This is a genomic window from Paraburkholderia ferrariae NBRC 106233 (assembly GCF_000685035.1).
GTDB lineage: Bacteria > Pseudomonadota > Gammaproteobacteria > Burkholderiales > Burkholderiaceae > Paraburkholderia > Paraburkholderia ferrariae.
Genome location: NZ_BAYB01000008.1, coordinates 392,090 through 405,254 on the forward strand (window position 1 = coordinate 392,090; position 13,165 = coordinate 405,254).

The 13,165-nt window shown below is 66.0% G+C and carries 9 protein-coding genes; 3 read left to right on the top strand and 6 right to left on the bottom strand.

Annotated elements, in window-relative coordinates:
• Window position 1: 1 nt before the first annotated feature.
• From BFE01S_RS10535 to BFE01S_RS10545, 3 genes are all read right to left on the bottom strand, one after another.
• Window positions 2-1,282, bottom strand: a complete 1,281-nt coding sequence (locus BFE01S_RS10535) for an efflux RND transporter periplasmic adaptor subunit (RefSeq protein WP_042337441.1) — start codon at window positions 1,280-1,282, stop codon at window positions 2-4.
• A gap of 57 nt (window positions 1,283-1,339) precedes the next feature.
• Entirely contained in the window at window positions 1,340-4,531 is a 3,192-nt protein-coding gene (locus tag BFE01S_RS10540; protein ID WP_028225454.1) for an efflux RND transporter permease subunit, read from the bottom strand.
• 388 nt (window positions 4,532-4,919) lie between these two features.
• A complete protein-coding gene (locus tag BFE01S_RS10545; RefSeq protein WP_028225455.1) occupies window positions 4,920-5,954 on the bottom strand; it encodes a LysR family transcriptional regulator in 1,035 nt (344 codons plus the stop codon).
• Window positions 5,955-6,181: 227 nt separating this feature from the next.
• Here BFE01S_RS10545 and BFE01S_RS10550 point away from each other — a divergent pair, with 227 nt between their 5' ends.
• Window positions 6,182-6,889: an MgtC/SapB family protein gene (locus BFE01S_RS10550; RefSeq protein ID WP_028225456.1), complete on the top strand. Its 708-nt coding sequence runs from the start codon at window positions 6,182-6,184 to the stop codon at window positions 6,887-6,889.
• A 190-nt stretch (window positions 6,890-7,079) separates the two neighbouring features.
• Window positions 7,080-7,331: a GlsB/YeaQ/YmgE family stress response membrane protein gene (locus BFE01S_RS10555; RefSeq protein ID WP_028225457.1), complete on the top strand. Its 252-nt coding sequence runs from the start codon at window positions 7,080-7,082 to the stop codon at window positions 7,329-7,331.
• Window positions 7,332-7,432: 101 nt separating this feature from the next.
• Here BFE01S_RS10555 and BFE01S_RS10560 read toward each other — a convergent pair whose 3' ends face one another.
• The 3 genes from BFE01S_RS10560 to BFE01S_RS10570 form a co-directional block, all read right to left on the bottom strand.
• Window positions 7,433-8,968 carry an acetyl-CoA hydrolase/transferase family protein gene (locus tag BFE01S_RS10560; protein WP_028225458.1) on the bottom strand — a complete coding sequence of 512 codons (1,536 nt, stop codon included), beginning with the start codon at window positions 8,966-8,968 and terminating at the stop codon, window positions 7,433-7,435.
• Between the two features lie 204 nt (window positions 8,969-9,172).
• Entirely contained in the window at window positions 9,173-9,400 is a 228-nt protein-coding gene (locus BFE01S_RS10565; RefSeq protein WP_028225459.1) for a hypothetical protein, read from the bottom strand.
• 194 nt (window positions 9,401-9,594) lie between these two features.
• Window positions 9,595-11,811 (bottom strand): FUSC family protein, encoded by a 2,217-nt coding sequence (locus BFE01S_RS10570; protein WP_028225460.1) that lies wholly within the window; start codon window positions 11,809-11,811, stop codon window positions 9,595-9,597.
• Window positions 11,812-12,013: 202 nt separating this feature from the next.
• Here BFE01S_RS10570 and BFE01S_RS10575 point away from each other — a divergent pair, with 202 nt between their 5' ends.
• Entirely contained in the window at window positions 12,014-13,027 is a 1,014-nt protein-coding gene (locus BFE01S_RS10575; protein WP_028225461.1) for a LysR family transcriptional regulator, read from the top strand.
• Window positions 13,028-13,165: the final 138 nt, after the last annotated feature.

Consider the following 13,165-nt stretch of genomic DNA (forward strand, 5'->3'; position numbering starts at 1 on the left):
CTCACGTCGTGCTCCGCTTCGCCGTGGCGCTGGCTTCAGCGGCACCGCTTGTGCCACCGCTGGCGCCTCCATTCGCGCGCGGCGCCACGACCGTCACAGTGTCGCCATCGGCAATCGAATCGCTCGGGTTCAGCACCACGTGGTCGGCCGGGTCGAGCCCGTGGGCGATCACGAGCGTCTGGCCCAGGTCCTGCGCGATCTCGACCGGCTTGAGCCTGATCGTGTTGTCGGCGTCCACCACGGCCACGCGCGGCCCCTCCGCGCGGAACAGCAGCGTATTGCCGGGAACCGTAAGGAGTCCGGCAGAATCGGTCTTGATCGAGGCCTGCACATAGGCGCCGGGCAGCAGCTTGCCGTCGTGGTTGGGCAGCGTGATTTCCACCTGCAGCGTGCGCGTGGCCGTATTGATCGCATCCGAGGTGCGCGTCACCTTGCCCTCGAACGTCACGCCCGGCATTTCCTGCTGCGTCACGCTCACCGGCTGGCCCACGGCCACTTGCTGCGCATAGGTCTGCGGCACGTCGATATAGAGGCGCAGCGGATCCGCCTGCGCAATCGTGAAGAGCGCGTGGCCCGCGCCGCCGTTGCCCGCATTCACGAGGTCGCCGATATCGACGTTGCGCTGCGTGATGATGCCGGTGATGGGCGCGACCACGCGCTGGAAGCCCTTCGTTTCCGTGAGCCGCCGCACGTTGGCGTCGGCCGCCGAGAGGTTGGCCACGTCCTGGTTGTACGCGCCCTGGCGGTCGTCCAGTTCCTGCTGCGAAACCGCATCGCGCGTGCGCAACTGCTGCGCGCGGTCGAGCGAAGTCTTGGCAAGCGCGAGCGTGGAAGCCGCCTGTTCGCGCTGCGCCTGCGCCTGGGCAAGCTCCTGGTCGATCTCGGGCGTGTCGATATCGGCCAGCACCTGGCCTTGCTGCACGTGCGCGCCGATATCGGCATACCAGTGCAGCACGTAGCCGTTCGCACGCGAATAGATCGGCGCCTCGACATAGCCGCGCAGCGTGCCCGGCAGCACGATGCTGGCGTTCGCGCCCGCCGCCACGGGCTGCACCACGCTCACGAACTGTTTCGCGTTCTGCTTCGTGACGTCCGCGAGGCGGTGCGAGTTCTCCAGGTTCGAGACGATCGTGCGCGCGGCGCCGGCCGCCAGCAGCAGCGCGACGACGATCGCGGCTACGCGCGCGCGCTTGCCCGCCTGATGGCGCGCCGGCAGATCCATGCCTTGCTGGGTGCCGCCGACGGCGATATCGAGAGAGGAGTGATGATGGGGTTCGTTCATGTCATCAACCAGATAAGACGTAACCGAGGACGTAGCCGGATAACGTGCCGCCGCCAGTCAGCGCAGCCCGTGCCGCGCTTCGCGTTCGCGCTTTCGTTCGGCGCGCCGCGCAAGCCGGCCGTGCACCGTCGCGAACATCAGCGGCACGAACAGCAATGTAGAAACCGTAGCAAAGAGCAGGCCGCCTATCACGGCACGGCCCAGCGGTGCGTTCTGCTCGGCCCCTTCGCCGAGGCCCAGCGCCATCGGCACCATGCCGATCATCATGGCGAAGGCCGTCATGAGCACGGGGCGGATACGCGTCGCGCCGGCTTCGAGCGCGGCCGCAAGCGGTGTCGAGCCCGCGGCGAGCCGCTGGCGCGCGAACGCCACGACAAGAATGCTGTTGGCCGTCGCCACGCCCACGGTCATGATGGCCCCGGTGAGCGCGGGCACGCTCAGGTGCGTACCGGTGATGAAGAGCATCCACGCGATGCCGGCGAGCGCCGCGGGCAGCGCGCTGACGATGATGAGCGGGTCGGCCCACGACTGGAAATTCACGACGATGAGCAGATAGACCAGCACCACGGCCATCGCAATCCCCACGCCCAGGCCGATGAACGACGAACGCATCGTCCCGATCTGGCCGCGCATGGTGATGGTCGTGCCGCGCGGCGCCTGCGCCTGCGCGTTTTTGATGAGATCGTCGATGCGCGAGCCCACGCTGCCGAGATCGCTGCCCTCCACGCTCACGAGCAGGTCGATCACGGGGCGGATGTTGTAGTGGGTGACGATGGCGGGCCCCACGTGCGGGCGCAACTGCGCCAGATTGCTCACGAGCTGGATGGGCGCATTCGGGCCCGACATCACCGGCGTGCCCATCACCTCGTTGATCGACGTCTCGCGGTACTGCGGCGTCTGCACGGCCAGCGGATACTCCACGCCGTTCTGCGGGCTCACCCAGAAAGCAGGCGCCGTCTGCGTGCTGCCCGAGAGCGCGATCAGCACGTCCTGCGCGACGTTCTGCGGGCTCAGGTTCACCTGCTGCATGCGCGTGCGGTCCATGGCCAGCGTGAGCTCGGGCTCGTCGTTGCGCTGTTCGATGTGCGCATCGACGGCACCGGGCATCTGGCGCACCTCCTTGAGCAACTGCCCCGCGAGCGCCATGTTCTGGCCCAGGTTCGCGCCCATCACCTGCACGTCGATCGCGGCAGGCTGGCCGAAGTCGAGGATCTGCGTGATGATGTCCGCGGGCTGGAAGAAGAACTCCACGCCCGGGAAACGTTGCGGCAGCAACTGTCGCAGCTTGTCGATATAGACGTGCGAAGGGTCGTGATCGGGCTTGAGCGCAATCTGGATCTCGCCGTCGAGCGTGCCGATGGTGCCCGCGTTGCTGTACGAGAGGTTGATGCCGCTGTACGGCAGGCCGAGGTTATCGACGATCGTTTCGAGCTGGTCCGGCGGCACCACCTGGCGGATGGTCCGCTCCACCTCGTCGGCAAGACGCGCCGTTTCCTCGATGCGGTAGCCCGTGGGCGCGCGCATGTGCAGGCGGATGTTGCCCGAATCCACGCTGGGGAAAAAATCGCGGCCAAGGAAGAACACCAGGCCGAGCGAGAGCAGGCAGAACGCGAGGAAGCTGGTGCCGAACACGCGGCGGCGCGCGAGCAGCAGGCTCAGCAGTGCGATGTAATTGGCGCGCACGCGCTCGAAGCCGTGATTGAAGCGCTCGTGCATGCGTGCGAACACCGAGCGCGAAGCACCCGCATGCGCGTGGCCCGCATCAGGGGCGCCGTGCGTGAAGAGCAGCATCGCGAGCGTCGGCACCAGCGTGCGCGAAAGGATATACGACGCAATCATGGCGAACACCACCGCCTCGGCGAGCGGCACGAACAGGAAGCGCGCGACGCCGGTGAGGAAGAACATCGGCACGAACACGATGCAGATACACATCGTCGAAACGAGGGCCGGCACCGCGATTTCGCCCGCGCCTTCCAGAATGCCGTCGTGAAGGTTCGCGCCGAGATGCAGATGGCGTTCGATATTCTCGATCGTCACGGTCGCGTCGTCCACCAAGATCCCGACAGCGAGCGCCAGGCCGCCGAGCGTCATGATATTGATGGTTTCGCCGAGCGCGAAGAGCGCGAGAATCGAAGCGAGAATCGACAGCGGAATCGAAACGGCGATGATGAGCGTGCTGCGCCAGTTGCCGAGAAAGACCAGAATCATCAGCGCCGTGAGCGCCGCGGCGATCAGCGCCTCGCGCACCACCCCCGCCACCGCCGCCGAAACGAAGATCGACTGGTCGAAGAGCGGCTTCACGACGAGGTCGGCGGGCAGCGTGTCGCGCACCTTCGGCAGCAGGCCCTTGAGGTCGCTCACGACCTGCAGCGTGGAAGCATCGCCGTTCTTGAGCACCGAGATCAGCACGCCGCGCACGCCGTCCTGGCGCACGACGTTGGTCTGCGGCGAGTAGCCGTCGCGCACGTGCGCCACGTCGCCGAGGTAAGTCGTCGCGCCGTTAATCGTCTGCACGGGAATGCGGTTCAGGCCCGCGAGCGTGTCCGGCGAGGCGTTGGTATCGACGCGGTACTCGGTCTGCCCCATCTTCGCGGTGCCGGTGGGCAGGATCAGGTTCTGTGCGTTGACCGCGCTGACGATGTCGGCAGGCGTGAGGCCCTTCGCAATGATCGCGCGCGTGTCGATGTCCACCGAGATCACGCGCGTCTTGCCGCCGTACGGATACGGCACCTGCGCGCCGGGAATCGTGATGAGCTGCGGGCGCAGGAAGTTCATCGCGAGGTCGGCAATCGCCTGCTCGCTCATCGTGCGGCTGGACAGGCCGAGCTGGATCACTGGGATGCTCGAGGCCGAATAGCTGATGACGAGCGGCGGCGTGGCGCCGGGCGGCATCTGCCTGAGCGTGGCCTGCTCGAAGGCCACGGCCTGGGCAATCGCGGTCTGCACGCTCGCACCGGGCTGCAGGAACAGTTTGATGACGGCGATGCCCGGCAGCGAGGTCGATTCGATGTGCTCGATATTGCTGACGGTGGTGGTCAGGCCGCGCTCGTTCACCGAGGTGATGCGGTCGGCCACGTCCTTCGCGGAAAGCCCCGTGTACGACCAGATGATGCTGATCACGGGGATGTTGATGTTGGGCAGCACGTCGGTCGGCATCCGCATCAGGGCGAACGGCGTGGCCAGCACGATCATGATGGCCATCACGATGAACGTGTAGGGCCGCTTCAGTGCGAGATTGACAATCCACATGTGACTGTTTCAGGCAGGCTTTGAACTAACGGACATGGAGCATTGACCCGGTACGCATTAACCAGGCGGTGCCGCATGATAGGCAACAGGAGTGGCGCTTTGCTGGCGCCAATATGGCGAAATTGACAGCCGGCGAACGCCCTGGCAACGCCGATTGCAGAACGCGGAAGAATCGCTGCCGGCGCACCGCGAAGGGGCGTTACAACAGGCAACCGAAAGCTTCGGCGTCGTGCATGGGCGCCGCTGTTACGGCTTCAATCGGACCGGAATGGACAGCTTTTGGCCCGGCTTTGGCGCGGCTTGGCGTGGGTCTTGCCAGGTGCGCTTGCCGGGGCCTCTTGCGAAGGGCTGTCGCCAGGCGCAATTGCCACGCGCTATCGCCGCGCGCTCAGTTGACGAGGCGCAGCCGCTCCGCGTCGCCGCGTATTTCACGGGCGTCGCGAGCATCGCGCGCGCGCAAGGGCACCGCCGGGCCCCGGCGCGGCGACGGCACGTCGCACGTGGCGAGCGCGGCCTCCTGCTCCGCGAGCACGAGCGGCACCTTTTCGCGCAGGAACTCCACGAAGGTGCGGATCTTGGCGTCCAGATAGCGGCGCGACGCGTAGAGCGCATAGATATTGAGCTTTTGCAGCCGGTGCGTGGGCAGCACGCGCGCGAGCGTTCCGTCCGCGAGGCCCGGCAGCGCCACCGGCACCGGCAGCGGACCGATGCCCATGCCCTCGCGGATCGCGAGCGCCAGCGCTTCGGGATTGTTCACCTGGAAGGGAGTGACGCCGGTATGGCGGAAGGTGTCGCCGTGCGGCCCTTCGGAAACCCATTGGCCCGCCGGCAGGCTCGCATCGGTGAGATGCAGGCACGTATGGCCGGCGAGGTCGTCGAACGACTGCGGCACGCCGCGCGCGCGCAGGTAGTCGGGCGAGGCGCACAGGATGGCGGCCGTGCTGCCCAACTGCTGCGAGATCAGCGCGGAATCCTCGAGTTCGGCGGCCACCACCACCGCCACGTCGAAGCCTTCCTCGATGATGTCGGGCATCTGCTGCGCGATGGTCAGGTCCACGGCGACCTCGGGCAGGTGCTGCTGGTAGCGCGCGATCAGCGGCATCACATAGTGCTGCCCGAAGCTCGTGCCGCCATACACGCGCAGCTTGCCCGCCGGGTTCGCATGCGCGGCGGCGGCCTCGGCTTCGGCCTGCTCGATATCGGCCAGAATGCGCTTGCAGCTTTGCAGGTAGCGCTCGCCCGCTTCGGTCAGCGACATGCGCCGCGTGGTCCGGTTCAGGAGCCGCGTGCGCAGACGCGATTCGAGGTCGGTCACGGCGCGCGACACCTGCGCGGTGGTCATGGTTTCGCTCGCGGCGGCACGCGTGAAGCTGCCCGACTCCACGACTCTCACGAAGATCCGCATATTGCGCAGCGTATCCATCAGTAGCTCCCGTTCATTCTGCCCATCCTGCCTGTCGTAACACGAATGGCGCCAGTGTGAAGGAGAGGTCGTGGCCACATGCTGACCTCTACATGACAGCGCCGACAGCTTGGCGAGCGGGGCCGCGCCGCGTATGATCCTCGGCGCAACCGCCGTGCCGCAATGCGGCCGTCCCGATGCCCGTATGCCGCGTCGCATGGGGGCGACGACGCTTACATGACAAAACGATGACTCTCGAATTCGTCCTGCGCCTGCTCATGGCGTTCGCCTGCGGCGTCGCCATCGGACTGGAACGCCAGATTCGCCAGCGGACGGCGGGCCTGCGCACGATCGTGCTCGTGGCGACCGGGGCGTGCCTGTTCGTCACGCTCGGCGTGCTGACCGGCAACGGTTCGTCCGGCATCACGCAGATCGCGGCTTACGTGGTCTCGGGGGTGGGCTTCCTCGGCGGCGGCGTGATCATGCGCGACAAGGGGTCTATCCAGGGCATCAACACGGCGGCGACGCTCTGGTGCTCGGCGGCGGTGGGAGTGCTCTCGGGCGCGGGCCACTACGGCCCGGCGGCGGCCGGCACGGTGGCCGTGCTGATCATCAATACCGCGCTGCGCGAACTGAGCCGCGTGATCAACGCGACTCCGGTGTCGGCTGCCGATCTCGTGCGCGAATACGTGCTCACGGTGGTCTGCCGCGAAGAGGACGAGATCCATATCCGTACCGTGCTCTCCAATTCGATGTACTCGACGCCGCTCTCTTTCCAAAGCCTGACGAGCGAGGACGTGCCCGGCGAGTCGCAACGGCTGCGGGTGACGGCGACGGTGCGCATGCATCCGAAATTCCAGTCCAAGCTCGAACTGATGGCGAGCCGCCTGAGCATGGAAAAAGGCGTGTCCAGCGTGAGCTGGACGGCCGTGGATACCGAGGTCGCCCCCGAGTGAGGGGTTGGACGACCCGGGCAGGAACCGGGGCGGCACTCAAGCTTTCATTTCAATTGCAAGACTGTTGCACATCTTTGAACGATGCGCGCCACTCTTTAATAAGTGTCAATTCTGGACACGTAACGTGGACGGCCTCCCGCCCTTGGTCTAAGCTGCACATCACCTCACATCAATAAGGGGAGTGCTCAATATGGAACATGGCATCATCGCCTGGCTCATCATCGGTGCAATCGCGGGCTGGCTCGCCGGCGTGCTCGTCAAGGGCGGCGGCTTCGGATTGATCGTCGATATCATCGTCGGGATCGTGGGTGCGTTCATCGGCGGCTGGCTCGCCGGCGTCCTCGGGATACACATCGGCGGCGGCTGGATCAGTTCGATCATCACGGCCGTTATCGGCGCGGTCATCCTGCTGTTCGTCATCCGGCTATTCAAACGCGCGTAGCGGCGCGCTTGAGTGCGGCTTGATTGCGCACAAGCAAAACGGGAGTGCCGTTATCGGCACTCCCGTTTTTTTATGGCAACGCCAGGCGCACGCCTGCACGCCTAGCCGTTGACGACGAGGGCGCCCGTGCCCGCGCTGTCTTCGGGCAACATCGAACCCGTCTCGTTCAGGCGCAGGTGCATCTCGAACGCCCTGGTGAGATTGTGCGGGGTCTGGCCGCCATGCTTGAGCGCCGCCTTGTAGTAGTCGCGCAGCAGGTCGCGATAGAGCGGATGCGCGCAGCGCTCGATGATGAGCGCGGCCCGCTCGCGGGGCGCGAGGCCGCGCAGGTCGGCGAGGCCCTGCTCCGTCACGATCACGTCCACGTCGTGCTCGTTGTGGTCCACGTGCGGCACCATCGGCACGATGCTCGAAATGCGGCCGTCCTTTGCGATGGCCTTGGTCGCGAAGATCGCGCACGCGGCATTGCGCGCGAAGTCGCCCGAGCCGCCAATGCCGTTCATCATGTGCGTGCCGCCCACGTGCGTCGAATTCACGTTGCCGTAGATGTCGCATTCGAGCGCCGTGTTCAGCGCAATGAGGCCAAGCCGGCGGATCACTTCCGGGTGGTTGCTCACTTCCTGCGGGCGCAGCACGAGCTTGTCGCGATAGCGGTCGAGATCGGCGAGCACCTGGGCCTGGCGCGGCGCGGAGAGCGTCATCGAGGCACCCGAGGCAAACACCATCTTGCCCGCGTCGATGAGATCGAAGGTGGAATCCTGCAGCACTTCCGAATACATCGTGAGCGCTTCGAACGGCGAGTTCACGAAGCCCGAGAGCACCGCATTCGCGATCGTGCCGATGCCGGCCTGCAAGGGCGGCAGTTGCGCGCTCATGCGTCCGTGCCTGACTTCGTGCTGCAAAAAGTCGATGAGGTGGCCGGCGATGCACGCCGTCTCTTCGTCGGCCGGCAGCACGGTGGAAGGGCTGTCCGCTTCGTTGGTGATGACGATAGCCGCGATCTTCTCGGGCGGGATATCGATGATGGGCGTGCCGACACGATCCTGCACGCGCACGATCGGCAGCGGATCGCGATGCGGGCGGCGGCCCGGAATCCAGACGTCGTGCAGGCCTTCGAGCCCGAGCGGCTGCGCGAGATTGATCTCGACGATCACCTTCTCCGCGAGGATCGCGAAGCTCGCCGAATTGCCCACCGACGTGGTGGGCACGATACCGCCCGTTTCCGTGATCGCGGCCGCCTCGATGATGGCGAGGTCCAGCTTGCCGAGCAGGTTGGCGCGCAGCATCTCGACCGTCTCGGAGAGGTGCTGATCCACGAACATCACTTCGCCGCGATTGATGGCCTTGCGCAACGTGGTATCGACCTGGAACGGCAGACGGCGTTCGAGCACGCCCGCTTCGGTCAGCATGCGATCGACGTCGTGGCCGAGCGAGGCACCCGTCATGAGCGTGATGCGCAGCGGTTCCTTTTCCTCGCGCGCGCGGCGGGCCAGCTCGATCGGCACGGCCTTGGTGTCGCCCGCCCGCGTGAAGCCGCTCGCGCCGACACGCATGCCGTTGCGCACGAGCCGCGCTGCCTCGGCGGCGGTGGTGATCTTCCCGCGCAGGGCGGCACAACGAATACGGTCTTCGTACATCAGAGTCTCCAGAAACATGCTGTTTGCCGGCCCGCGCGATGCTCGCGCTCAGTACCGGCTGCCGTACACTGCGGCGTCAACAACAAACTTTTGCGGCCACAATGCGCAATGCCGCGCCGCCCTGTTCGAAGGCGCCGCGGCATGATCAATCAGGCTTGGCGCCTGGCTCATAGCGAGCGAATGTTGCATCCGGACTAGCGGTGCTCAGCTACCGGAATACAGGTTGCAGAAGCTGGCAGGACCGACACACTCGTCCTTCTTTGCCGGCGTCGCGGCGCGGCGTTGAACCGGTGCCTGCACGACGGGGGCGGCTTGCGGGGCGGCCTGGGCAACCTGCTGGGAGGTGCTCGCGACCGGTGCCTCGTTCTGTGCGTGGGCCGCAGCGGCGGCAAACAGCGAACAGGCAACAACAGCGATCTTCAGGGACTTCATCTTGCTCTCCAGTGCTAACGGGTACTGCCTGAATACTGCCGGGCAGTGATGTGACTATATGACCCGGTCCCGATTTGATTAAGCAGGCGAGATAGAAGGGATATTTCCAGCGCGTGACAAGATCGCGTGGCGGGACTGCTGGGGACCGCTGGGGATCGTTTGGGAACCGTTGAAAAGCCCGCGCAACCAGCGCTTCAACGGCTCGCGCGAATGTGCGCCGGGCCGCGCGGGAGCTGGCGGCGGGCCAGGGCGCCTGTGGGTGCATCCCGGTCCAGCAGCGCGCTGCGGATGAAATGGAGATGCGAAAGCAGGCGCTGGACATCATGACGGCGCTCGCGCTCCTCGCGAACCGGATCGAGCGCCGCCTGGGCCACCCAGGTCGCCGCACGCACGGAGATGAGTGCGCGCTCAACCTTCTGCGCGTCGGGCTGCTCGAAAAGCCGCGCAATGTCGTCCAGCACCTGTTCGAGCGCCGGTTCCCAGCGCGAGTCCAGCGCCGATAGCCACCCCGCCCTCCCGGCCTCGCGACGCAGGTCCAGCACTGCGTGCCCCACCTCGAGCGTGACGAGCATCCAGCGCAGCGCGCGCCGGTGAGCACGCCTGTCCCCGTTGAGCAGCAGACGCAACTGGTGCATCAGATCGTGCGTGCCCGACTGGAAGCGCTGGCCGAGTCCCGCAAGGTCGCCGCGGCAGGCGATCACCACCTGGCGGCGCAATTCGGCGCACATGTGGCCGACGAGCCATTTCATGCGCGGCGGAAACACCACCGCGAAGGCGAGCGCAGCGAGCAGCATCGCGGCGACGACCGCAATGCCGTTGTTGATGAGGAGATCGGGCGTGTAGGCGATTACGTTGTCGGGGCCGGCCAGCAGGCAGAAGAACACCGAGAAGCCCACGCCATAGCCCGAGATGCGCGGCCGCGTGGCGAGAAAAGCGCCAAGCGCCAGCACCGGCGCAAGCGTGGCGCAGAGCAATGGAAAGCCGTCGATGACCGGATAGACGTAGCAGGTGTACAGATACCCGGTCGCGGCTGCGCAAGCCGCGCCTGCGGCCATCTGGGCAGCCATGCGGGTGGCGTTGGGCGCCGACGAGGTGAGCGCGCAGGCGAGCGCCGCCGCAATCACGGCCATGCCGCCGCTCGGCCAGTCCGTCTCGATCCAGAACCAGCCGAGCGTGGCCATCACGACAGCCGTGCGCAAGAATGCGAACGCGACGACATACCAGCTCGTGCGCGGCACGTAGCGCGTCGTGCGCGGCTCCTGCGCGAGACGCGGCTGCGTCACCGACGCATAGGTACGGCTGTAGCGGACGATCTCCGAGGTGAAGCGCCATGCCAGTTCCGCCGAGGTATCGAAGTCCTGCAGCGCATCGGGCGCCCCCGCTTCCAGCGGACGCCGCGTCTCGCGCACATGGCGCGGCAGCGTGCGTTGCCAGGCCTCCAGGGCATCTGCAAGACGCAGCGCGTAGTCGCGATCGTTCTCGCCGCGACGCGGACGCTCGCCAAGCCACGCGGCCAGTTCACGGAGATACGGCGCCAGCGGTGCAATCGCGCCGCTGTCCCAGCTCAGACGCTTGAGCAATTGCCGCAGCGCGTGCAGGCGTGCGCACACATCCATGAACTCGCTGTTCAGGCGGCCGAGCAAAGGACTGCGCGAGCGCATGACGGGGTCTTCGAAGAAGGCGAACGCACGCGTCGCCTCGAAGCCGACCACATCGTCGACAAGACGCGCAAAGCGGCCCTCGAACGCACCCCGTTCCAGCCGGCCAGACAGCATACCGGAGGCGAACGCAGTAAAATCCAGGTACCGCGTGCGCAGGGTTCGTTCGAGCAGCGAGCCGGTCTGCCGGGGCACGATCACCGCGCTCACCATGCCGGAACAGAGAATGCCCACGGCAACCTCGGCCCCGCGGCCGAGTGCAGCAAGAAAGAGCCCGTTGGGCGCCTGCACGAGGGGGACGCCGATCAGCGCGGCGGTATAGCCGGCGAGCACGAAGGCGTACCAGCGGAAATGCCGGTTGCGCATGGCGGCCGCCGTACAGGCGGCGACCCAGCAGGTGAGCCCGGCAATATAGAGTTCGGGCTGCTGGACGAACACGCCGCCCAGCACGACCGCGGCAATCATGCCGACGCTGGTCCCGATTATCCGGTACACGCTCTTCGCGAACACCATGCCCGAGAGCGGCTGCATCAGCACGAACACGGTGGTCATCGCAATGCGCGGCTGCGGCAGGTCCAGCAGCATTGCAATGCCCATCGCGAGCAAGCCGGCCGCGACTGTCTTGAAGAGATGCAGCCAGATCGCGCCTTCAGCGGCAAGCCACTCGCGCAACGCACGCCGCGTGGCGCGCCGCAGTGCCTGTGTCCGCCGGCGCGAGTCGAACGCTCGATGAATCGCATGCTGGCGGGTCATGGGAATGGCACTACGCTCGGGGCTGTTGTGAAGAGGGGCGCCTGCGGGAAACAGGAGGGAAACAGGAATCCTGGCGCCGATTGTAGGAGCGTCACTGCGGCCAATTAACGGGACGGACGGGGAACCTCCGTTCCAGATCGCTCAACAATGCCGCGGCCCGCGAGGCGGACAATATCGGTTCTGTGCCGAACAAGAAGGTTTGATGGATACGCTACAAAATATGCGGGTGTTTGTCCGCGTCGTCGAAGCGGGCAGCTTTACCGCGGCAGCCCAGTCGCTCGATTCGACGACGGGCGCGATGTCGCGCGCTGTATCGGAACTGGAAGCGCATCTGCGCACCCGCCTGCTCAACCGTTCGACGCGCCGTCTCGCGCTGACGCCCGCCGGCGAACGGTATCTGAAACGCTGCACGCAGATCCTTGCCGACGTCGGCAGCGCCGAGGAAGAAGCGAGCGGCGCGCATGAGCGTCCTGCCGGCGCGCTGCGCATGCACAGTTTCGCGAGCCTCGGCCAGCAGTACGTGCTGCCGGCCATTTCGCGCTATCGCGCGCTGCATCCCGAAGTCACGGTCGAACTGACGCTCTCGCAACGCATGCCCGATCTGTTCGAGGGCAGCAGCGACGTCTCGGTGGTCACGGCTTCGTCGCTGCCGAATTCGGATCTCGTTTCGCATCAGCTAGGGACGACCTACAGCATCCTGTGCGCGTCGCCCGGTTACGTGCGTACGCACGGCGTGCCGCGTGTACCCGCCGACCTCGCCCATCACGATTGCCTGATTCTGAAAACGCCGGCGCTTCCCGCGTACGAATGGGCGCTCGAGGGACCAGAGGGGAACGTCGAGATGCACGTGGATGGGCCGGTACAGGTGAATATCGCGGAGTCGCTCGCTGTGGCGATTCGCGAAGGGATGGGCATCGGCGTTCTGCCGGTTTATACGGCGATCGAAGGGTTGCGCAACGGGACGCTCGTGCGCGTGCTGCCGCAGCACAAGCTGCAGAAGACGAATGTGTATGCGCTCTATCCGTCGCGCAAATTTGTCGATGCCAAGACCAAGACGTGGGTCGAGTTCCTGCGGGCGCATCTCCCGGAGGTGATTGCTCGCGATATGGCGCTGCTCGAGGAACTGACGCAGGAACAGCTTGCGGAAGAAGAGGCCCTGGTGGGATCGGCGATGCCGGATGCGGCGGTTGCCGCTGCGCCAAAGACTGCGCATTAGGCACAGGCTTTAACGCGCGTTTGCGTTTGTGTGTTCGCGTGAATGAAAAAGCCGTCCCTCGGGACGGCTTTTTATTCTGCGCGGCGCCAGAGGCAGCTCCTGTTCGCACCAACGCCGAAGCCCCGGCTCTCAGAGGGA

Bases quoted from the DNA above. Each gene is read 5' to 3' on its own strand.
- BFE01S_RS10535 (WP_042337441.1), bottom strand. From the start codon at position 1,282: ATGAACGAACCCCATCATCACTCCTCTCTCGATATCGCCGTCGGCGGC.
- BFE01S_RS10540 (WP_028225454.1), bottom strand. From the start codon at position 4,531: ATGTGGATTGTCAATCTCGCACTGAAGCGGCCCTACACGTTCATCGTG.
- BFE01S_RS10545 (WP_028225455.1), bottom strand. From the start codon at position 5,954: ATGGATACGCTGCGCAATATGCGGATCTTCGTGAGAGTCGTGGAGTCG.
- BFE01S_RS10550 (WP_028225456.1), top strand. From the start codon at position 6,182: ATGACTCTCGAATTCGTCCTGCGCCTGCTCATGGCGTTCGCCTGCGGC.
- BFE01S_RS10555 (WP_028225457.1), top strand. From the start codon at position 7,080: ATGGAACATGGCATCATCGCCTGGCTCATCATCGGTGCAATCGCGGGC.
- BFE01S_RS10560 (WP_028225458.1), bottom strand. From the start codon at position 8,968: ATGTACGAAGACCGTATTCGTTGTGCCGCCCTGCGCGGGAAGATCACC.
- BFE01S_RS10565 (WP_028225459.1), bottom strand. From the start codon at position 9,400: ATGAAGTCCCTGAAGATCGCTGTTGTTGCCTGTTCGCTGTTTGCCGCC.
- BFE01S_RS10570 (WP_028225460.1), bottom strand. From the start codon at position 11,811: ATGACCCGCCAGCATGCGATTCATCGAGCGTTCGACTCGCGCCGGCGG.
- BFE01S_RS10575 (WP_028225461.1), top strand. From the start codon at position 12,014: ATGGATACGCTACAAAATATGCGGGTGTTTGTCCGCGTCGTCGAAGCG.